Source organism: Roseovarius sp. D0-M9, from assembly GCF_037083805.1.
Classification (GTDB): Bacteria; Pseudomonadota; Alphaproteobacteria; order Rhodobacterales; family Rhodobacteraceae; genus Roseovarius.
Genome location: NZ_JBAPKZ010000007.1, coordinates 1 through 20,425 on the forward strand (window position 1 = coordinate 1; position 20,425 = coordinate 20,425).

20 protein-coding genes and 2 tRNA genes are annotated in these 20,425 nt (G+C 62.8%); 9 read left to right on the plus strand and 13 right to left on the minus strand.

Going from position 1 to position 20,425, the window contains the following annotated elements; translation table 11 throughout:
* Nucleotides 1-321: 321 nt before the first annotated feature.
* From V8352_RS06480 to V8352_RS06490, 3 genes are all read right to left on the minus strand, one after another.
* Complete coding sequence (locus tag V8352_RS06480) at nt 322-735, minus strand: DUF892 family protein (RefSeq protein WP_336423460.1); 414 nt, start codon at nt 733-735, stop codon at nt 322-324.
* 62 nt (nt 736-797) lie between these two features.
* Nucleotides 798-1,235: a hypothetical protein gene (locus V8352_RS06485; protein ID WP_336423461.1), complete on the minus strand. Its 438-nt coding sequence runs from the start codon at nt 1,233-1,235 to the stop codon at nt 798-800.
* A 632-nt stretch (nt 1,236-1,867) separates the two neighbouring features.
* Nucleotides 1,868-1,943, minus strand: a tRNA-Lys gene (locus V8352_RS06490).
* Between the two features lie 107 nt (nt 1,944-2,050).
* Here V8352_RS06490 and dapF point away from each other — a divergent pair.
* From dapF to V8352_RS06510, 4 genes are all read left to right on the plus strand, one after another.
* On the plus strand, nt 2,051-2,884 hold the full coding sequence (gene dapF / locus V8352_RS06495; RefSeq protein WP_336423462.1) for a diaminopimelate epimerase: 834 nt from the start codon (nt 2,051-2,053) through the stop codon (nt 2,882-2,884).
* A complete protein-coding gene (gene mtaB, locus V8352_RS06500; RefSeq protein ID WP_336423463.1) occupies nt 2,881-4,131 on the plus strand; it encodes a tRNA (N(6)-L-threonylcarbamoyladenosine(37)-C(2))-methylthiotransferase MtaB in 1,251 nt (416 codons plus the stop codon). The genes dapF and mtaB overlap by 4 nt, the downstream gene beginning before the upstream one ends.
* Nucleotides 4,131-4,748, plus strand: coding sequence for an FMN-binding negative transcriptional regulator (locus tag V8352_RS06505; protein ID WP_336423464.1), 618 nt, complete (start codon nt 4,131-4,133; stop codon nt 4,746-4,748). The genes mtaB and V8352_RS06505 overlap by 1 nt, the downstream gene beginning before the upstream one ends.
* A gap of 83 nt (nt 4,749-4,831) precedes the next feature.
* Nucleotides 4,832-5,434, plus strand: coding sequence for a glutathione S-transferase (locus V8352_RS06510; protein WP_336423465.1), 603 nt, complete (start codon nt 4,832-4,834; stop codon nt 5,432-5,434).
* A gap of 75 nt (nt 5,435-5,509) precedes the next feature.
* Here V8352_RS06510 and V8352_RS06515 read toward each other — a convergent pair whose 3' ends face one another.
* Nucleotides 5,510-6,202: an outer membrane beta-barrel protein gene (locus V8352_RS06515; protein ID WP_336423466.1), complete on the minus strand. Its 693-nt coding sequence runs from the start codon at nt 6,200-6,202 to the stop codon at nt 5,510-5,512.
* A 272-nt stretch (nt 6,203-6,474) separates the two neighbouring features.
* Between V8352_RS06515 and petA the strand changes: the two genes are divergently transcribed.
* Genes petA through V8352_RS06530 form a run of 3 tightly spaced genes read left to right on the plus strand, consistent with a single transcriptional unit; the run spans nt 6,475 to nt 9,286 of the window.
* Nucleotides 6,475-7,059: a ubiquinol-cytochrome c reductase iron-sulfur subunit gene (petA, locus tag V8352_RS06520; RefSeq protein WP_336423467.1), complete on the plus strand. Its 585-nt coding sequence runs from the start codon at nt 6,475-6,477 to the stop codon at nt 7,057-7,059.
* Nucleotides 7,060-7,070: 11 nt separating this feature from the next.
* Nucleotides 7,071-8,414 carry a cytochrome b gene (gene petB / locus V8352_RS06525; protein WP_336423468.1) on the plus strand — a complete coding sequence of 448 codons (1,344 nt, stop codon included), beginning with the start codon at nt 7,071-7,073 and terminating at the stop codon, nt 8,412-8,414.
* 8 nt (nt 8,415-8,422) lie between these two features.
* Nucleotides 8,423-9,286 carry a cytochrome c1 gene (locus tag V8352_RS06530; RefSeq protein WP_336423469.1) on the plus strand — a complete coding sequence of 288 codons (864 nt, stop codon included), beginning with the start codon at nt 8,423-8,425 and terminating at the stop codon, nt 9,284-9,286.
* 172 nt (nt 9,287-9,458) lie between these two features.
* Here the strand turns inward: V8352_RS06530 and V8352_RS06535 are convergent, their stop codons facing one another.
* Nucleotides 9,459-10,526 (minus strand): LacI family DNA-binding transcriptional regulator, encoded by a 1,068-nt coding sequence (locus V8352_RS06535; protein WP_442970972.1) that lies wholly within the window; start codon nt 10,524-10,526, stop codon nt 9,459-9,461.
* Between the two features lie 90 nt (nt 10,527-10,616).
* Between V8352_RS06535 and V8352_RS06540 the strand changes: the two genes are divergently transcribed.
* Nucleotides 10,617-10,693: transfer RNA gene (locus V8352_RS06540), tRNA-Arg, on the plus strand.
* 22 nt (nt 10,694-10,715) lie between these two features.
* On the opposite strand, the gene V8352_RS06545 is transcribed toward V8352_RS06540, so the two are convergent.
* The 4 genes from V8352_RS06545 to V8352_RS06560 form a co-directional block, all read right to left on the minus strand.
* Complete coding sequence (locus tag V8352_RS06545) at nt 10,716-12,209, minus strand: tripartite tricarboxylate transporter permease (RefSeq protein ID WP_336423471.1); 1,494 nt, start codon at nt 12,207-12,209, stop codon at nt 10,716-10,718.
* Nucleotides 12,210-12,213: 4 nt separating this feature from the next.
* Nucleotides 12,214-12,717: a tripartite tricarboxylate transporter TctB family protein gene (locus tag V8352_RS06550; protein ID WP_336423472.1), complete on the minus strand. Its 504-nt coding sequence runs from the start codon at nt 12,715-12,717 to the stop codon at nt 12,214-12,216.
* Between the two features lie 72 nt (nt 12,718-12,789).
* Nucleotides 12,790-13,773: a tripartite tricarboxylate transporter substrate binding protein gene (locus tag V8352_RS06555; RefSeq protein WP_336423473.1), complete on the minus strand. Its 984-nt coding sequence runs from the start codon at nt 13,771-13,773 to the stop codon at nt 12,790-12,792.
* A gap of 69 nt (nt 13,774-13,842) precedes the next feature.
* Nucleotides 13,843-15,534 (minus strand): thiamine pyrophosphate-binding protein, encoded by a 1,692-nt coding sequence (locus V8352_RS06560; protein ID WP_336423474.1) that lies wholly within the window; start codon nt 15,532-15,534, stop codon nt 13,843-13,845.
* Nucleotides 15,535-15,679: 145 nt separating this feature from the next.
* On the opposite strand from V8352_RS06560, the gene V8352_RS06565 reads away from it, so the two are divergent.
* The gene (locus V8352_RS06565) at nt 15,680-16,378 is read left to right on the plus strand and encodes a GntR family transcriptional regulator (protein ID WP_336423475.1); all 699 of its coding nucleotides are present in this window, start codon (nt 15,680-15,682) and stop codon (nt 16,376-16,378) included.
* Nucleotides 16,379-16,385: 7 nt separating this feature from the next.
* Here the strand turns inward: V8352_RS06565 and V8352_RS06570 are convergent, their stop codons facing one another.
* Genes V8352_RS06570 through V8352_RS06585 form a run of 4 tightly spaced genes read right to left on the minus strand, consistent with a single transcriptional unit; the run spans nt 16,386 to nt 20,257 of the window.
* Nucleotides 16,386-17,963 (minus strand): gamma-glutamyltransferase family protein, encoded by a 1,578-nt coding sequence (locus V8352_RS06570; RefSeq protein WP_336423476.1) that lies wholly within the window; start codon nt 17,961-17,963, stop codon nt 16,386-16,388.
* Nucleotides 17,960-18,754 carry a VOC family protein gene (locus tag V8352_RS06575; protein WP_336423477.1) on the minus strand — a complete coding sequence of 265 codons (795 nt, stop codon included), beginning with the start codon at nt 18,752-18,754 and terminating at the stop codon, nt 17,960-17,962. Before V8352_RS06575 ends, V8352_RS06570 begins: the two co-directional genes overlap by 4 nt.
* 45 nt (nt 18,755-18,799) lie before the next feature.
* Nucleotides 18,800-19,399, minus strand: a complete 600-nt coding sequence (locus V8352_RS06580; protein WP_336423478.1) for a metallophosphoesterase family protein — start codon at nt 19,397-19,399, stop codon at nt 18,800-18,802.
* Between the two features lie 6 nt (nt 19,400-19,405).
* A complete protein-coding gene (locus tag V8352_RS06585) occupies nt 19,406-20,257 on the minus strand; it encodes a DMT family transporter (RefSeq protein WP_336423479.1) in 852 nt (283 codons plus the stop codon).
* Nucleotides 20,258-20,425: the final 168 nt, after the last annotated feature.

Here is a 20,425-nt window from a genome sequence, read left to right on the forward strand (position 1 = left end):
GCGCGATGCTTGTTGTTGGTCAGTTTCAGCGCCCGGCGATACAGCGACTGGGAATGCTGCGGAAGGAGGGTGTGAAAAGGGTGTGGTGTGATCATTGGTGCCTCTCGCTAAGGATGATTTTCGTCGCGCAAATCGGCCGCCGAAATGCACAGGCAACCGAAGGAGATGCCCGGAACCCGTATCCGTGGGGCAGAGGCGCGGGATCGCGCTTGCCGCTACGTTGCTGTCCGCGCACCACGAAGCGGCGGAAGCCGCAGTCTGGTTTTCCGTCAGGCACGGTGGCCCCGGCCTTGATGGCGCGTGCTGTTGCCTCGGCCTTGGTCAAGCGCCGCTTTCATGCGCGCTGCCGTTTCCAGATGACGAGGCATTGCCGGCTCCATCGGCGTGGCGCAGCGCGATCTCATAATGCTCGACCGCTTGCGCAAGCGAGGTCAGCGCGGCGTCCTTGCTGCCGGGTGCGCCGATTTCGATCATCAGCGCTTCGGCTTCTTCGATCAGCCCGACCATGGGGCCGTATTTCTTGGCCTTGGCGAGCTTGCCAAGGCTTGCGAAGATCTCTTCGAGCCGCGCAAACTGTTCACTCGTCCCTTTGCTCTGCGGCAGCGGCGCGTGGTTCGGCTCCGGATCGCTGATCATGCTTTGCATCTGTGGCTGCGCCTCGTGCATCTTGCGCTCGGCGTAGAGCACGTCTTTCAAGGTGTGCAGGCACAGGTCGTCCAAGGTTTCGGCTTTCATGAATTTGCTCCTGAATTTCGGTCTGATGCGCTGTGAGCGCGTGCGGCAATGTCTCTTGCCTGTCAGTTGCCATGATCCAGGGTTCGCGTCGTTCGACGTTTCCCCCTGTCGGCATCGGCCCGAGGCGCTGGAACGAGCGATTTGAGATACGCGTTGACCCTGAGGCGCAGCTGCGTCTTCTTGCGCTGGACTTCGTGGTCGCGCATCTCCTCGAGGGTCTGAATGAAAACATTTGCTTGTGTCTTGGGCAGCATGGTGAGTTTCCTTTCGGGTTGCAGCGGAGCGCAAAGGCCAGAACAGAAGGTCAACCAGCGCAGCAGAGCGATGGCGATCAAGGGACACAGAGCGGTCCGCAGATTGTTAAGAAGGGGCACGGGGACTGGCCCGGTGGGCATTGCCAGTCTGGCACCGTCCCAAGGCATCATGCCTTCGGACCTCAAGCCGGGGTCTTGAATAATTTTCATCACGCCCGATTGAAGTGCCCTCTGGTAGCCCTGCATTGCGCTCGTCTGACGAATTCAATCCGTCAAGACGCGCAATTAGCCAAAGCCTATAAGGCTGAGCACCACCAAGACGATGACAACTGCGCCAACAATATAAACGATCCGGCTCATGTGTAGTCCTTTCAAATGGTCACAGCGCCTGCCCCTCCAAAGTGTCGTCATGGTTCGAGAGGATGGCGCGCTTTCCCACGCGGCCAGCCTGCAAGGCGCAGCGATCGTCCGTTGCGAATGGGCAGTCAGGTGTTCTTGGCTACAGTGATGCATCAAGGGGAAGGGACGCCTCCAATTGCATCGAGCGAAGTCCTGACTGCCCGGTCTCGAAGTGCCCCCGTCGAGACTCGTGGACACGAATCAACATTACGTTTTGACGCAGGGGCCACATAGGGTCGGAATCTACTCACTATGGGGAAAGGGTCCGCCAGCACCCTGACGCTTCGATCAAGCGGGCAAGCCGCTTGTCCATACCGCCAGGACGCGCAGGCGAGGCTGCTGGCCTGGATGGCAACCGAGTGGGCGCTCGAGCGATACCTTCAAGGACGGCCTCACGGCCGTGCGGATATACTTCATCCGGTATCCGGACCATCGCACATCCCAAAATCTGCGCGTTCGTTCAACCCAGGTGGGGAAAGTGGTGAGCCCTGCAGGATTCGAACCTGCGACCCACTGATTAAAAGTCAGTTGCTCTACCAACTGAGCTAAGGGCCCACTGCCGCGGTATCTAGAAAGAGCGTGGCCGGGGGTCAACCCCAATTCCGACGACAAAGCCTCGCAATCTCTGGATTCATTTCCGGCGGGGGGTTATATGCCGCCACATGGATAAACGACGCAATACGGGTTTGCCTTTCATGAAGATGCACGGGCTGGGCAACGACTTTGTCGTTGTCGATGCGCGCGCGCATGAGTTCGGCATGACCGCCCCCTTGGCGATGGCGATTGCCGACCGGCATCGGGGTATCGGCTTTGACCAGCTGGCCGTGATCGAAACTGGCGCAGGCGACGCGCATCTGACCTTCTGGAACGCCGATGGCAGCACCGCAGGCGCCTGCGGCAATGCCACGCGCTGCATCGCGCGCTACCTGATGGACGAGACCGGCAAGGACACGCTGCTTCTCAGCACCGCGCGGGGCGATTTGCGGGCGCAGGACGCCGGCGGCGGGCAGACATCGGTCAACATGGGCGCGCCGCAGCTCGACTGGCAGGAAATTCCGCTGGCCGAGGAAATGGACACACTGGAACTGCCGATCGAGGGCAGCCCCGTGGCCACCGGCATGGGCAACCCGCATTGCACCTTTTTCGTTGCTGATGCGGACGCGATCCCGCTGGAGCAGTTCGGCCCCCGGTACGAGCATCACCCGCTTTTCCCTGAGCGCACGAATGTGCAGGTGGCAACGATCACAGGCCCCAACCGTATCCGCATGCGCGTGTGGGAGCGGGGCGCGGGCCTGACCCTCGCCTCCGGCTCTTCGTCCTGCGCCGTGGCAGTTGCGGCAGCGCGCCGGGGCCTGACGGGCCGCACCGTGCAAATCGCACTGGACGGCGGCACCCTGGACGTGGAATGGCGCGAGGATGGCGTCTGGATGACCGGGCCGACGATGCATGTCGCAAGCGGCACGCTGACCGCGCAATTCCTGGAGAGCGTCAGATGAGCGCGCCGATCTTTTCCAACCACGGCTGCCGCCTCAACGCTTACGAGACCGAGGCGATGAAGGAACTGGCCGCAGATGCGGGTCTGAAGGGCGCGGTCGTGGTCAACACCTGCGCCGTAACGTCCGAGGCCGTGCGCAAGGCGCGTCAGGATATCCGCCGCCTGCGCCGCGACAATCCGGGCGCGCGCATCATCGTCACCGGCTGCGCCGCCCAGACCGAGCCTGCGACCTTTTCGTCGATGCCCGAAGTCGATGCGGTGATCGGCAACACCGAAAAGATGCAGGCGGGAACATGGGCCGCTCTGGCGGGCGATTTCGGAACCGAGCCTGTTCAGGTCGATGACATCATGTCCGTGACCGAGACGGCAGGCCATCTGATCGACGGCTTTGGCACCCGCAGCCGTGCCTATGTTCAGGTTCAGAACGGCTGCGATCATCGCTGCACGTTCTGCATCATTCCCTATGGGCGGGGCAATTCGCGCTCGGTGCCTGCGGGCGTGGTGGTGGACCAGATCAAGCGTCTGGTGCAGCGCGGCTATAACGAGGTGGTGCTGACTGGCGTGGACCTGACCAGCTGGGGCGCCGATCTGCCCTCGGCGCCGCGTCTGGGCGATCTGGTGATGCGCATCCTGAAGCTGGTCCCCGACCTGCCGCGCCTGCGGATCTCCTCGATCGATTCGATCGAGGTGGACGACAACCTGATGCAGGCCATCGCGACCGAGCCGCGTCTGATGCCGCACCTGCACCTCAGCCTTCAGCATGGTGATGACCTTATCCTCAAGCGGATGAAGCGGCGACACCTGCGGGACGACGCAATTCGCTTTGCCGAAGAGGCGCGACGCCTGCGCCCCGAGATGACCTTTGGCGCTGATATCATCGCTGGTTTCCCCACCGAGACGGAGGCGCATTTCGAGAACTCGCTTGCTCTGGTGCGGGACTGCGATCTGACATGGCTGCATGTGTTCCCCTATTCGCCCCGCCCCGGCACGCCCGCTGCGCGGATGCCCCAAGTGGATGGCCGCGCCACCAAGGAGCGCGCGGCACGGCTGCGCGCGGCGGGCGATGCACAGGTTGCGCGTCATCTGGCGGCGCAATTGGGCCGTGCGCATGATGTGCTGATGGAAAACGCCCATATGGGCCGGACCGAACAATTCACCGAGGTCGCCTTTGACGCGCCCCGCGCCGAGGGCCAGATCGTGCACGCACAGATCAGCGGCGCGCGCGGCGTGCAGCTGTTGGCCGCCTGATGCATCCCAATCCCGCCTTTCGCGGCGCGGCCGCCGATTTCAACCTTGATTTCGCCCGCCAGCAGGGGTTTGGCATGTTGGCCGTCGCGGGCGACGGTGCGCCCCTCATCAGCCACATCCCCTTCGTTCTGAACGCTGCGGGCGACGTGGCGGATTTCCACCTTGTGCGCTCGAATCCTATTGTGGCTCTGGCCAAGGGCGGCGCCCATGCGCGCCTCGCCGTGCAGGGCCCCCATTCCTACATCTCGCCCGATTGGTATGGCATAGGGGATCAGGTGCCGACGTGGAATTACATCGCCGTTCACCTCGTGGGCGAGATTGCCCTGCGGCCCGAGGAAGAACTGCGCGACCTGCTGGATCTGCAATCAGAGGCATATGAAAAGCGGCTCGCGCCCAAGACGCCCTGGACATCGGACAAGATGACCGATGGCGTGATGGAGCGGATGATGCGCCAGATCATGCCCTGCCGGATGCAGATCAGCGAAGTGCATGGCACATGGAAGCTGAGCCAGAACAAACCCGAGGCGGCGCGCCTGAGCGCCGCAGGCCAGGTCGATGCCTTTGGGATGGGTCAGGAGATCGCTCTGTTGTCGGCGCTGATGCGCGGCGCGGTCTAGGGGTATCGGGACAGCGCTGGTCTCTGGACAGGCGCAGGGCGCCCTCATAGGCTGACGCAAATCGCACTCAGGAGAGCGCCCAGATGAAACTGCTTACCGGCCCTACATCCCCTTTTGCGCGCAAGGTCGCGGTCGTCCTGCACGAGCTTGGCATGACGGACGACGTCCAGATGCAGATCGTCACGACAACGCCGATCCAGACCGACGCCGACGTCGCTGCCGCAAATCCCTTGGGCAAGATTCCGGCCCTGATCCGCGATGACGGCGGCGCGCTCTATGACAGCCGCGTCATCTGCCGTTATCTGGACGCGCACGGCGGTGGCGGTCTCTATCCCGCGACGCGCCTCTGGGAGGTGCTGACGCTGGAGGCGACGGGCGATGCGATCATGGATGCCGGCCTTGCGATGGTCTACGAGGTGCGTATGCGCCCCGAGGCCAAGCAGTGGGACAACTGGATTGAGGCGCAGTGGGGCAAGATCACCGCCGCAATGGATGCGCTGGAGGGTCGCTGGATCAGCCATCTTTCGGGGCCGCTGGACATGGGGCAGATCTCGGTCGCTTGCGCGCTCAGCTATCTTGATTTTCGCCAGCCGCACCGCGAATGGCGCGGTGCGCGCCCGCAACTGGCCGCATGGTATGGCAAGTTCGACCAGCGCCCCTCCATGCAAAGCACCAAGCCGGAATAGAGGCTGCGCAAATGAAACGGCCCGAAACGCTGGCTGGCGTTCCGGGCCGCAAAAAGCGCAAATAACTATCCGCGATCAGAAGCTGTAGCTGATACCGATGTTGACTGCATGCGTCACAAGCTCGGTGCGCAGTTTGCCGTCCGGTTGGCCGATATCGCCCTTGATCGTCACGTCATTGTCGGACCAGGTGATCTGATATTCACCAAAAAGCGCCCAATCCTCCGTCAGGTCATACTTTATTCCCGCGATGCCGCGCAGGGCAAGGCCGGTTGTCTCGTAGTCATAGGTGCGCCGGCCCGACCCAGGCACCTGAATGTCGACATGGGGAATCGCCAGACCGATGCCCGCGCCCGCATAGGGGGTAAAACGGCTACCATCGAAGGCGCCGGGATAGCGCTTCATCACGTTGGCGGTGAAGATGTTGTGCCCATCAGTGAACTCGAGGCGGCTGACACCAATGGCCGCGCGATCTGCGGCGCTGGCATAGGCCTTGGTATGGGTGCCCTCAAGGCCGAAACCAAGGCCATTGTCCATCCACCACATGGCGCGGCCGCCGTAGTAGTAGGGATTGTCAAAGGACTTCCCGTCCCAGCTGACCTTGCGGTCAAACAGGGTGCCATCGGGCAGATAACCCGATGCATCACTATCGCTGGCGGTCTGCGTGCCAAGATAGAAGCTAAGCTCCAGCTCGGCTGCGGCGGGCGTGGCCACGGCCAGCGCCACAATTGCGGCGGCGGACTTGAAGGCATTGGACATCATATGTGACATTGGGATGAGCGCTTTCACTTTGGGCAGGTGATTGAGCGATCTGATACACCCCGCACTCCCGCGCCTCAAGCGCCGTGCGGCCAGTTGCCGCCACATGGCCGTCTCTCTGCGACATGCGCGACACATGCGCGCTCCTGCCGCATGGGGCACATTGCGCACTGGACGGGCTGGTAAAGCCCAGCTAAAACCCCGGTCGGAACGGTTGCGGGATACCTGCGACCTCAAACCCGCATGGGGCAGACTGAACCGCCCCTGAGAATGGAGTAAACCTCGTGTCCCACGCAGAAGATCACGAAGGCACCCGGAGGGATTTCCTCTATTACGCGACCGCCGGTGCAGGCACTGTCGCAGCCGGTGCCGCCATCTGGCCGCTCGTCAATCAAATGAACCCATCGGCCGACGTTCAGGCGCTCAGCTCGATCCGGGTGGATGTCGGCGGCCTCGAGCCGGGCTCGCAGCTGACCGTGAAATGGCTGGGCAAGCCGGTCTTCATCCGTCGCCGGACCGAGACCGAGATGGAGGCTGCCAATTCTGTCGATGTCTCGACACTGCCGGACCCGATCGCGCGCAACGCTAATATCGATGGAACCGCACCCGCGACGGACGCGAATCGCAGCCTTTTGACCCCTGACATGGAGGCCGGTTCGGACAGTGAATGGCTGGTCATGATGGGCGTTTGCACTCACTTGGGTTGCGTGCCGCTCGGCGATGGCGCCGGTGAGTTCGGCGGCTGGTTCTGCCCCTGCCACGGTTCGCACTACGATACTGCGGGACGCATTCGCAAAGGCCCCGCACCAACCAATTTGCCGGTGCCACCCTCGTCGTTTGACGGCGACTCAACGATCATTTTGGGATAAGGACACAAGCAATGGCTGGTATTCCGCACGATCATTATGAACCGACCTCGCGGGGGGAGAAGTGGCTGCACAAGCGCTTGCCCATCGTTGGTCTGCTTTATGACACGATCATGATTCCGACGCCCAAGAACCTCAACTGGATGTGGATCTGGGGCATCGTCCTGACTTTTTGCCTCGCGCTGCAAATCATTACCGGCATCGTTCTGGTCATGCATTACACGCCGCACGTCGATTACGCCTTTGCGTCGGTCGAGCATATCATGCGGAACGTGAACGGTGGCCACTTCATCCGCTACCTGCACATGAATGGCGCCTCGCTGTTCTTTGTCGCGGTCTACGCGCATATTTTCCGCGGTCTCTACTATGGCTCCTACAAGGCGCCGCGCGAGATCACATGGATCATCGGCATGCTCATCTATCTGATGATGATGGGCACGGCATTCATGGGCTATGTCCTGCCATGGGGCCAGATGTCGTTCTGGGGCGCCACGGTCATCACCGGCCTGTTTGGCGCAATCCCCTTCATTGGCGAGCCGATCCAGACATGGCTGCTGGGCGGACCGGCGGTGGATAACGCAACGCTGAATCGCTTCTTCAGCCTGCACTACCTTCTGCCGTTCATCATCGCGGCATTGGTGGCTGTGCACATCTGGGCATTCCATACGACGGGCAACAACAACCCGACTGGCGTTGAAGTGCGCCGCACGTCCAAGAGCGAGGCGGCCAAGGATACTGTTCCGTTCTGGCCCTACTTCGTGATCAAGGATCTCTTTGCGCTCGCCATCATCCTGATCGTCTTCTTTGCGATTGTTGGCTTCATGCCCAACTACCTGGGTCACCCTGACAACTACATCGAAGCGGATGCACTGGTCACACCTTCGCACATTGTGCCCGAATGGTACTTCCTGCCCTTCTACGCCATCCTGCGCGCCTTCACTGCTGATGTATGGGTCGTGATGGCGGCCAGCTGGATAACCGGCGGCATCGTTGACGCCAAGTTCTTTGGCGTGCTGGCAATGTTCGGCGCGATCGCGGTCATGGCTCTGGCGCCTTGGCTGGACACGTCCAGCGTCCGCTCGGGCCGGTATCGTCCGATGTTCAAGTGGTGGTTCGCGCTTCTGGTCCTCGACTTCTTCGTCCTGATGTGGGCCGGCGCCATGCCTGCCGAAGGCATCTATGGCGTCATCTCGCTGATCGCATCTGCTTATTGGTTTGCGTATTTTCTGATTATACTGCCCCTCCTGGGCGTCATCGAAAAACCGCTGCCGCAGCCTGCGACCATCGAAGAAGACTTCGCGGCGCATTACGCTCCCAATACGGGTGGTACGCAAACCATCGTCAAACCGGCCGAGTGAGAGGCAGAATGATGAACGCAACATTTCGCAAATTTGGCGCACCTGTCGCCGTGGCACTGTCGCTGACCCTTTCGGGCGGCGCGGCGCTGGCGGCGGGTGGCGAGGTCCACATCGAGGATGTGGACTTCTCGTTCGAAGGACCATTCGGCAGCTTTGATCCGCTTCAACTTCAGCGTGGACTCAAGGTTTATACCGAGGTCTGCGCGTCCTGCCACGGCCTCGAGTATGTGCCCATCCGCACATTGAGTGACGACGGTGGTCCACAACTTCCCGAGGATCAGGTGCGGGCATACGCCAGCCAATTCGAGGTCTTTGACCCCGAGCTGGACGATTACCGCGATGCCAAGCCGTCGGATCGTTTCCCCGAATCAATGCTGGAAAACGCGCCTGACCTGTCCTTGATGGCCAAGAAACGGGCCGGTTTTCACGGACCTTACGGCACTGGAATCAACCAGTTCCTCAAGGGGATCGGTGGGCCCGAGTATATCTACAACCTCATGACCAGCTATGATGAGACACCCGAATGCGCGCCTGACGATTTCCCCGGATACTACAATTCTGTGTTCGGCGCAGGCGGCTATCCGGCGGAATGCAGGGACGAAGACGGCAACTACACCGTTCCGGGCAGCTGGATCAGCATGGCTCAACCCATCTACGACGATATGGTAGAGTTCGACGATGGCCACGAGGCCACCTTGGAAAGCCAGTCGATGGATGTCGCGGCATTCCTGACCTGGACTGCCGAACCCAAGATGATGGCGCGCAAGTATGCGGGCCTGACGGGCGTCATCTTTCTGACGATCCTGTCGGTCCTTCTCTACCTGACGAACAAGCGCATCTGGGGTCCGATCAAGGGCAAGAAAAAAGACTGATCTTGCTGCGATCGCCCAATCGTAAATTCAGCCTCGACCGGTCACCCGGTCGGGGCTTTTCTTTTGGGCTGGGTGCAAGCTGCGCGGGGCGCGCGCCGCGGACCAGAGCAACGTCAGTGCGATCTGAAGCATTCCCTTCGCCACACAAGCGCAGGCCTCACGGCTCGGCGGGCTAAGGCCGGCGGAGCGTATCGCCATAGCTGATCTGGGGCTCCAGTGCGATGCGCTGGGGCCCCACGTCGGCACCCGGCTTCGCCCGATCCGCGATGATCTGCGCCGCGCGACGGCCAATCTCGTGGCGGCAGGCGTCCATCGTTGCCAACTCGCGCGGCAGACCCTTGAGCATGTTGAGCCCGTTGAAACCCGCCAGACCGATCGTGCCGGGGATGTCATAGCCCTGCTCCAACAACCACAAAAGGCCACCTGCCCCAATCATGTCGTTGGAATAGTAAAGAAAATCCAGATCAGGATCACGCTCCATCATGGCGCGGGTCATCTCACGCCCCTTCAGCAGGGCCGACCCGCCCGAGTAGAACTCGCGCTCGGCAATCTCGACCCCCGCCTTGCCCAGAACATCCGTCAGCCCCTCAAATCGTTTGCGGGCACGATGGTCGCGCGGCATCGTCGTGCCCATGAAACCTATGCGCCGATATCCCCCCTTGAGGATTGCGCGCCCCATCTGCTCGCCCGCGCGGCGGTGCGAGATGCCGACGACAGAATCGACCGGTGTGCCATCGACATCCATGATTTCGACGACAGGAATACCCGAAGCGCGCAGCATCGCACGCGACGCCTCGGAATGCTCAAGCCCTGCAATAATGACACCCGAGGGACGCCATGACAGCATCTCGTAGAGCACCTTTTCTTCCTTTTCGCGGGTATAATCCGTCAGGCCCATGACGGGCTGCAATTCCGTCTCTTCCAGCACCTCATTGATGCCCATCATGACCTCGGGAAAAACCATGTTGGACATCGACGGAATGATGACCGCAACCAGATTGACCCGGTTGGATGCCAGCGCGCCTGCGATCTTGTTCGGAACGTATCCAAGCGCCTTGGCACTGGCCAGCACGCGCAGGCGCGTCGCCTCGGACACGTCACCGCGGTTGCGCAGGACGCGGCTAACGGTCATCTCGGACACACCCGACGCCTCCGAGACGTCGCGGAGGGTCAACGTACGATTAGGTGGTTTGTTCAAAGCGGGTATCCCGGTAAATTCATGAAACGTTACCGCGAACATGAGGCACGGATCAAGCGCGATGCCCGGCCTGACCTGCACATGTCATTCGCCGATGACAAACCCGCCGCACCGCGCTATGCAGTCACCGCTGGCCCCGTGGCTCAACTGGATAGAGCAGCCCCCTCCTAAGGGGCAGGTTGCAGGTTCGAATCCTGCCGGGGTCACCACTTTCGCTCAAGTCAATGCGAGTCAGCTGCGCGCGCCCGGGCGCAATCGCAGCAGCCAGACAAAGACCAGTGTCATCACAAGGAACATCAGGCTGAACGGGCTGGTGATGAAGATCAGCGGATCGCCCTGCGAGACGATAAGTGAGCGGCGCAGGAACTCTTCCAGATAGGGGCCAAGAATGACGCCCATCAACATTGGAACGACCGGGTAGTCGAAGCGGCGCAGTGCGTAGGCGAAAATGCCGATCGCCAGTGCCATCCACATCTGGAATCCAGAAAAGGACGAGGCGTAGACCCCCGCCATCGAGATCAATGCAATGAATGCATAGAGGACGCCCCGGTTTATGCGTGCCAGCTTCAGGTAGAAGGGGCCAAAGAGCATTACGGAGATCATCACGAAACTCGACGCCACAAACAGCGCGGCGAACATCGGTGCGACGGTTGCCGTATGATCGACCAAGAGGCCGGGTCCGGGCACGAGGCCATGCAGCAGGAACACGCCAAAGATGATCGCTGTCACCGCGTCTCCGGGAATGCCCATCGTCAGCAACGGGATGATTGCGCCGCCGCACATCGCATTGTTGGCCGATTCGGAGGCCGCCAACCCCTCGTGCGATCCTTGGCCGAACTCCTTGGGGTGCTTGGCCGTGCGCTTGGCCTCGGCATAGGCGATAAAGGACGCCATTGACGCGCCGCCGCCCGGCAGCATCCCGATCAGCACGCCGATGACCGAGCTTTTGATATAGAGAAAGGCGCCAATCTCGCGGATGATGCCAAAATTCGGGATGAAGTCACGGTGCCGAAGTCGCGGCATATCGGCCACCGCGACGCCCATCGCATTGCGCGCGGGCGTCGCCGCCTGCACCAAAAGCTCGCAGATCGCAAAGAGGCCGATCACGGCGGGCAAGAGGCCGATCCCCTCGACCAGGTGATAGCTGCCGAAATCGAACCGTCCCGTGGGCACCATCGGATCGATCCCCACGGTCGAAATCATCAGGCCCAGCGTCATGGCCACGGTCGCCTTCCACAGCGATCCGCGCGCAACGATCGTGACGGTAACCACCGCCAGCAACACCAGTGAGAATTTTTCTGGCGTCCGAAACAGCAGTGCCAATTCGCTGATCGGCTGTGCCAGCAGCATCAGCACCAGCGCGCCGATCATGCCGCCAACCGAAGACGCGAAGGCGTCGAGGCTGAGCGCTTGCGCGCCATGGCCCTTCTTCATCAGGGCATGGCCATCGATACTGGTGATCGCGCCCGAGGGCGCGCCGGGAATGTTCAGCGTGATCCCCGTGATCGAGCCTGCATAGATGCCCGCCATGTAGATGCCCATCACCATGACAAGCGCGTTCACCACCTCCATCCCGAAGGTGAAGGGCAGCAGCAGCGCAATCGCCAGCGTTGCTGTCAGGCCGGGTATCGCCCCAAAGAACAAACCCAGCAAAAAGCCCCCGACAAGGTAGAGAAACGGCCAGAGCGTGAAGAGTGTGGTGAAGCCACCAAGAAGGTCCAGCATGATCCTAAAGACTCCACGTTGGCAGATAGAGACCGAACAGCTTCACAAAGAAGAGCCAACAGAAACCAGTGATTCCCAAGGCTGTGATCGCGGCGAGAGCAATGGCGCGCAGCGGGCGTCCGTGCTGCTCGTAATTGAAATAGAGGGCAACGGCGAACGTATAGGCGCCAGCGGAAATGATATACCCGACACGCTCCAGTCCGGCGGCAAAGCCCATGGTGAGGATGGCGATGATGACCGGCCCGATGATCCCGACATTCGACACGTGATCCGATTGCGCGGCAGCAGTGGCGGCTGCGCGCCCTTTGCGCAGCTCCTCCACAAGGATGCGCCCGGCGGACACATACATGATCGCGCTCAGCACGATCGGCATGAACGATGCGCCCGGCTCGACCCCGTTCGAAAAAGGCATGCCAAGGCTGAAAATCTGGCTGGCATAGACGGTGGTCAAGACCAGCAAAACCAGCGCAAAGATCGCCGGGCCGCTGGGTCGCACAGTGCGGGTCATGCGGAGATCATCCTTTGCGCGATCTGAATGGTTGGGCAGGCGCACCGATCCGGGCGCGCCCCGCCCAGCTTATCACTTCTCGAGGATACCTTGCTCGACCAGATTGTCGATCAGGGCAAACGCTTTTTCCTGCGATGCTTCGACATAGGCCGTGGTTTCGGCCCCGTCCATGTAGACAGCACCCATCGCGGTCTCTTCTGCACGTTCTTGGAACTCGGGCAGTTCGAACACATCGGCAAACGCCTTTTCCAGCACTTCGCGCTGCGCGGGGTCGATCCCCTTGGGCGCGGCGATCAGGCGAAAGCTGCCCCAGACGACATCATAGCCCAATTCCTGCATCGTCGGCACATCAGGCAGGAATTCGCTTCGTTCGGTGCCCATGACAGCCAGAACGCGCGCCTGGCCGGATTCCACCGCGGCATAGACCGCCGATGCGCTCAGCGATGCGGCGTCCGTCTCGCCAGAGAGCAGCGCCTCGCGCTGCGGGCCCGAACCGTCGGGATAGGGCACATGATTGACCTCGATCCCCGTCGCATCCGCCAGATCCAGCGCAGGCAGATGCCACACGCCGCCACTGCCGACGTTCGAAATCGACAGATCGCCGGGCGCTTCCTTGGCCGCCGCAACGAAATCTTCCAGCGTCTCATAGGGCGAATCCGCGTTCACCGCGATCACCGTGGGGTGCACCGTGACCGACGCCAGATACTCCAGCTCGGCGGTGTCATAGCCCGGCACGAGGCCATAGTAGGGTACGGTGATGACGCTGTCCCACGTCAGCGAGCCGATTGTATAGCCATCGGGACGCGCCTTCATCAGGCGCAGCGTGCCGATCCCGCTTTGCGCACCGGTGATGTTCTGGGTATTGATCCCGACACCCAGCGTCTGCTCGGCAAAATTCATGAAGGTCCGCATGACGGTATCCGTCCCGCCGCCCGCGCTCCATGGCATGATGTGCGTAAGATCCTTGGCAGGGTAGTCCTGCGCCGACGCGCCGCCAAAGGGCAACGCCAATGCCAGAGCCGCAAGCGCGGCCGTTCTGCGAGTGAATGTGATCATTTCATAGTCTCCCTGTGTATTGTTTTGTGTCTTGCCTTGCGCGCCCCGAACACTCCGAGGCGCCCCACATCAACCCATCCAGCGGCGGACAGGCGCCTTGGCCTCTTCCAGCGGCTGGCAGACGACGTCGACCAGAGTCGGCCCGTCATGGGCAATCGCCTCGCGCAGCACGCCCTCCAGCTTGGCCGGATCTTCGACGCGCCACGATTTGACGCCGTAGGCGGCAGCAACGGCGGCCTGATCGACCCGGTTGAAGTCGACATTATAATAGCGCCCACCGCAATCGTCATGTTGGCTGGCCTTGATCCAGCCGAAGCTGGAGTTTGAAAACACGATATAGGTGATCGGTGCGCGGCAGCGCGTCACTGTCTCAAGCTCGCCGCAGGTGAATCCGAACGATCCGTCGCCCATGAGGCCAACAACCTTGGACTCGGGCCTGCCGAACCACGCCCCGAGGGAGGCCGACAGCGCGTATCCCAGCGCGCCGTGCGCGCGGTTGGTGATGAAATGGCGACCGGCCTTGGGCAGTTGATAGTAGGACGAAAAATAGGGGCAGGACGTGCCGGGGTCCGACACGACGGTCGCATCCTCAGGCAAAACGCGTTGCAACGTGGCGATGATGCGCTCGGGACGAATCGGCGCCTCATCCGACTGGGCCAGGACGTTGAACTTGTCGAACTTGCGTTTCTGGATATCAGCCACGGCGGCGGCCCCGCCGAAGGTGCCCGCGCCCTGATCGCGCCTGTCCAGCTCGGCGTTCAGCGCGTCCAGCGTCATGCGCAGATCGCCAACGACGCCCACTTCGGTCGGCAACACGGCCCCGATCACCATAGGATCGACATCGCAATGCACGACCCGCGTCCCCGGCTTTGGCGCCTCCCACCGCGACGTGGTGGTCGAGCCTGCCCGGCAGCCCATGAAGACGACCAGATCCGCGCCTGCCATCGCCTCCCATGTCTCGTCCGTGCCGCCGTTCGAGCCGACGACGCCAAGGCAATTGGGATGCGTCTCGGCAAGGCTACCCTGCCCTGAAATCGAGGTCGCAACCGTGATGTCGAGCCGGGCGGCAAGGCGGTCCAGCGCCTCCATTCCGCCCGAAATCACGACCCCGCCCCCGCAGACGATCAGCGGGGATTTGGCCGACAGGATTGCATCGAGCGCTGCCTCGACAGCGCCCTGTTCGGGGCCGGTGCGATAGGCGGGATAGCTGGTCAGCTTTGGATCGGCCCAGACATCCTCGGCAGGCACCTGATCGTATTGGATGTCATAAGGCAGCCCCAGATGCGCCGCGCCCGAGCGCCCCGTGGTCATGGCGCGAAACGCCTGACGCACCATGCGCGGGATATGATCTGCGCGCTTGATCACCGTGTTCCACTTGGTCAGCGGGCGCATCAGCGCCTCCTGATCCACTTCGGTCAGCGGATAGCGCCCGTAGCTGGCGACCGATACGTCCGTAGTGATGCCGAGGACGGCATAGGAACTCTCGCTTGCCTCGATGAGGCCCGGCAGGATGTAGGTCGCACCGCCACCTGACGGCCCCTCGCAAACGCCCACCCGGCCGGTGACACGCGAATAGGCGTCGGCCATATATGTCGCGCTGCGCTCGTCCCGCGTCAGGACATGCTCGATCGGGTGATCCAGTTGCAACATCGCATCATAGAAAGGCAGCGTCGTGTCGCCACAAAGCCCAAAGATATGCCGCACGCCATGCGCCTCGAGGCTGCGAACCATGGCCTGCGCGCCTGTCATCGAATTGCTCATGCCTACTCCTTACTGTGGCGGTGGGGCCACCAAATCTGTATACAGCACAATATGCAGAACGGTGTGCAAATCAATTGCTATTTTTCAGGCACACGGTAATTTCGTTTCAGCGGCCCACATCGGGGCAGAGTTTCAAGGCAGTCGCATGATCCAGGATACTGATCCCCAAGATACCGGCGCGGTCGAGCGCGCCTATCGCACCCTCAAGGAAATGGCCGCCAGCTTTGAGTTCAAGCCGGACCAGCGCCTGAACGAAAGCGCGATTTCCGTGCAATTGTCGATCAGCCGCACGCCCTTGCGCGAGGCACTGAATCGCCTGACCGCCGAGGGCTTCCTGACGTTCAAACGCGGTCAGGGCTTTCACTGCCGGGCGCTGAACCCTGCCGAGATGATGGACCTTTACGAAGCCCGCGCCGCGATCGAAGGCGAAGCCGCGCGCCTCGCCGCGCGCCGCGCCGCACCAGAGGATATCGCCCGCCTTCGCGCCGATCTGGAGCAGTCGAAAGACCGATACACCAGCGGTGTTTCGGCGGTCGAGCTGATCCGGCTCGATGAGGATTTTCACCGCCGCATCGCGCTGATGTCACGCAACGCCGAATTGGTGCGCCTGCTGGATAACGCCGCCGCGCGCATTCACTACATTCGCGTCATCGACCTGCAACTGCTCAGCGAGCGGGACGGCGCGCCCGCCATCACCACACAGCCCCACGCACGCATATTGGATGCCGTGGCGGCGGGCGATGAGGAGGGCGCAGCGCGCGAGATGCGCTGCCATATCTCGCGCAGGCTGGAAGAGGTGACGGCAAACGTGCGCCACGCCTTTTCAAGGCTCTACGCGCCGTAACAGAGCCTCAAAATCCAGCGGCGTAGCCGTCCTTGCGGTGGTCCGACCCGGCGACATATCCGCCCTCGCTGCGCCGGATGAGCTGCGCCCCGCCAAAGCCGAACTCGGCCGCCATGCCGCCGCGCACAACGTCATGCCCCATCTCTTCGAGCGCCGCGACGGTTGCATCGGGCATCGTATCCTCGACCGCGACGCGCCGGCCAGACACGGCCTGCCACCGGGGCGCATCGCTGGCCGCTTGTGGACCCTGCCCCCACAGCATCGTGCGCAGCATCATCTGAAGATGCCCCTGCGCCTGCATCGGGCCGCCCATAACGCCAAAGCTCATCTCGGGGGCGCCACCGCGCGTGACGAAGCCGGGAATGATGGTATGGAACGGACGGCGCGATGGGCCGACAGCGGCGGGATGGCCACGTTCGGCGACAAAGCCGGCACCGCGATTCTGCATGTGGATACCCGTGCCCGGCACGACCACACCCGCACCAAAACCCATGTAGTTGGACTGGATGAAGGACACCATGCGCCCCTCGCTGTCTGCCGCCGTGAGGTAAACGGTGCCGCCCGCCTTTGGTGCGCCGGCGCCCGGATCACCCGCGCGCCCCGGATCAATCAGCGCCGCACGCGCGTCCAGATAATCGCCGGACAGCAGCGCCTCGGGGCCAAAGGCCATCGCGGCCGGATCGCCCACATGCGCGGCGGAATCGGCCAGCGCCAGCTTGGTCGCCTCGATCTGAAGGTGCAGCGCCACCGGATCGTCTGGCCCGAAATCGGCCACCTTGGTCCGGTCGACAAGGCCCAGCGCGATCAGCGCGGCGATGCCCTGCCCGTTGGGCGGAATCTCGTGCAGCTCGGCCCCGCGGAATGGCATCTGGATCGTGCCGCACCAATCGGCCTCGTGGGCGTCCAGATCGCCCTCGCTGATCGCCGACCCATTGGCGCGGGCCGCTTGAGCGATCTTTTCCGCCAAAGCGCCGCGATAGAACGCCTCGCCGCCAGTATCGGCGATCAGCTCCAGCGTCGTTGCCAGCGCCTCATTTCGGAACACCTCGCCCGCGCGGGGGGCCCGCCCGGCGGGCATGAAACATTCGGCAAAGCCCGGCTGATCCTTGAGCAGGGCCGCACCCTTGGCCCAGAGCGCCGCGATGGTGGGCGAGACGGCAAAGCCGCCGCGCGCATAGCCAATCGCAGGCTGAAAGAGCTGCGCAAAGGGCAAGCGCCCATGTTCGCGCGACAGCCGCATCCAAGCCGAAACCGCGCCCGGCACCGTCACCGCATCCCAGCCACGCTGCGGCACGCCGCCGTCAAACTGCGCCTCGGTCCAGGCGGCGGGCGAGCGGCCCGATGCATTGAGGCCATGGAGCTTGTTGCCGTCCCAGAGAATGGCGAACGCGTCCGATCCAAGGCCATTTCCCGTCGGCTCGACCACCGTCAGGCATATGGCCGTGGCCAAGGCTGCGTCGATCGCATTGCCGCCCTCGGCGAGTATCCTCAGCCCGGCCTGCGCCGCCAGAGGCTGCGACGCGGCAACCATGCTGCTGGCGAAAACGGGCGTGCGATGCGTAGGATAGAACGGGGCGTCGGTCATTTTGCGTCTTTCGTTTGGCTTCGGATGCTGTGGCAGTGCAACGTCACTCCGAGCGCCGGAATGGTCAAGACCCCGCCGCCCCCGCGCGGCTGCCATTCGGCGCCGCCCGTGGCCTCGGCGCGTGCGGCGATATGCTCGACCGTCTCGAAGGCAAGCGTGGCATCCACAAAACGGTCCGCACCTTCGGTGATATGGAGGGCAAAGCCACCGCCCGTCACGCGCCAGCCCCCGTCCGCCTGCGCCGCCTCACCTCGCGCCAGCATCGCATAGCGCGCAGCCTCCGCGCCCGGATCGGGGCTTTGCACGCTCATGCCGGTGATGCCGCAAAATCCGTTCGGATGGTCCAGCCACTCTTTGCGCCAGACCAGATCGGGCGTCAGATGCTGGCAGAAATAAACGCGCCCTGCCGGAAACTCGGCAAATGTCATGCGCACATTGTGAAAGCGGGCCATATGCTCCGCACCGTCCAGCGTCACGGGCCGCTCCAGCAGGATCGGCTCTTGCGGGGCAAAGCCCGCATCGCGCAGCCGGGCATAGGTCGCCCGCGCATCCTCAGCGCGAAAGACCAGCCCGCTGAGGCCGATGGGACTGTCCAGCACATCCTGCCGCTGCTTGCCCGTCTCGGGGACGCCCACCAGCTCCAGATAGCTGACCGGGTCCAACATCAGATGATTGATCGAGCCCAGAGAATGATGGCCGCGCGGTGTCAGATGAAACCCCAGATCGGCAAACACCTCGGCCGCCACGTCCATCCCAAGGCGGGTGTTGATGACCAGATGATCCAGTTGCATGACGTGCCTCCGCTTAGATTAGGGCTCTATCTGCACCGCCATGCGTCAGATGTCGAACCAGTTGATCCCCGGCCCAAGGTTGCGCACCAATGCGCGGCCCACCTGCCCTTGGGCACCCCAGGACGCATGGATATGACCGCACAGACAAAGCGGGCTGTGCGACGCGACAATCGCATCGCGGATCGCCGCGCTGCCCTCATGTGCGCCGTTGCTCTGCACATCGGCAGTGCCCAGCGGCGGCGTGTGGGTGATCAGCACAGCGCGCTCGGGACAAGCGGCCAGCATCAGCGCAGCATCAACCTCGGAATGGGCGATGTTCCAGTCGTGGGCCTTACGCCCCGGCACCTCGCCGCCGATGCCAAAGAACGCGGTGCCACCAATGTCCGCGCCGGTGCCGTGCAGATAGGTGATATTGGGCCAGCCATCGCAGAGGCGCGCGATCTCGTCCGGGCTGTCATGATTGCCGTGGACGATCAGAACGGGCGCGCGGCAGGTCGCAAGGATGTCCAGCGTCTCGGCCGCGCCGATCTGTTTGGACGCGAAATCACCGGCGCCCGCCACCACGTCCGCATCCGCGCTGGCATCGACGATGGCTTGGGCCGCCGCCTTGTCGCGGTGCAGATCAGAGAAGGCCAGAATACGCATCCCGGCTCAGGACTGCCGCGCGAAACGAAGCAGCACCGCGCCCGCCAGCATCCCCGCAGTCGCCAAAACCTTGGCCAGATCGAGCCGCTCTTTCAGGAAGAAGACGCCGATGAGCAAGGCAAAGACCACGCTTGTCTCGCGCAGGGCCGTGACCAGCGCGATCGGCGCCTGCGTAAATGCCCATGTTACCAGAGCATAGGCGACAAAGGACCCGCCCCCGCCCAGCACGAAAATGACGCGCCCCGGCCCCGCCATGCGGCGCAGGGTGCCCGGATGGCGTGCCGCGAGGTAGAGCGCCATGAGCAGCGAATTGACCAGCGCCACCCACGCATAAAACCCCAGCGCTGTGCCCGCGATCCGCGCGCCGTAGCCGTCGACCAACGAATAGGCGGCGATGAACATGCCGGTCACGAGGGCCAGCCCCGCCGCACTTCCGTTGCGCAGGCCATCGGCCCGGCGCACGGCGGCAAGGCTGATGATTCCCAGCGCGATGATGGCAATGGCCAGAAGCTCGGCCCCGCTCAGGTGTACGCCCAGCGCCGTCACAGAAACGACCGCCACGATCAGCGGGGCCGAGCCGCGCGCGATCGGATAGACTTGGCTCAGATCACCCGTCTCATAGGCGCGCATGAGGAACAGCTGATATCCCATATGAAGCGCCAGACCGCCGGCCATCCACGGCAGCGCGGCGGCATCCGGCATCGGCGCGATGATGATCGCGACCAGCGCGAATGGCACATGGCCGACCACCACGGCGCCCATCGCAAGCGTCTTGTCGCGGCCGCCCTTGACCGCCGCGTTCCAGATGGCATGCAAGAGGGCGGCGCCGATCACGGCAAGAAAGACGGTCAGGCTCATGTATGGCTCCCTTGTATCGCGGTCACGCTAGGCGGTTTGTGATCGGGTGGGAAGGCCCCGCCCCCAGGCCGCCCTGATCGCCGCACATGACGCAGGCCTTCCGAGCAGAGCTTCAAGAGTGCGCAGCGGCACCCAAGGGCGCCAATCTGCGCTATTCCAAACCGGTGC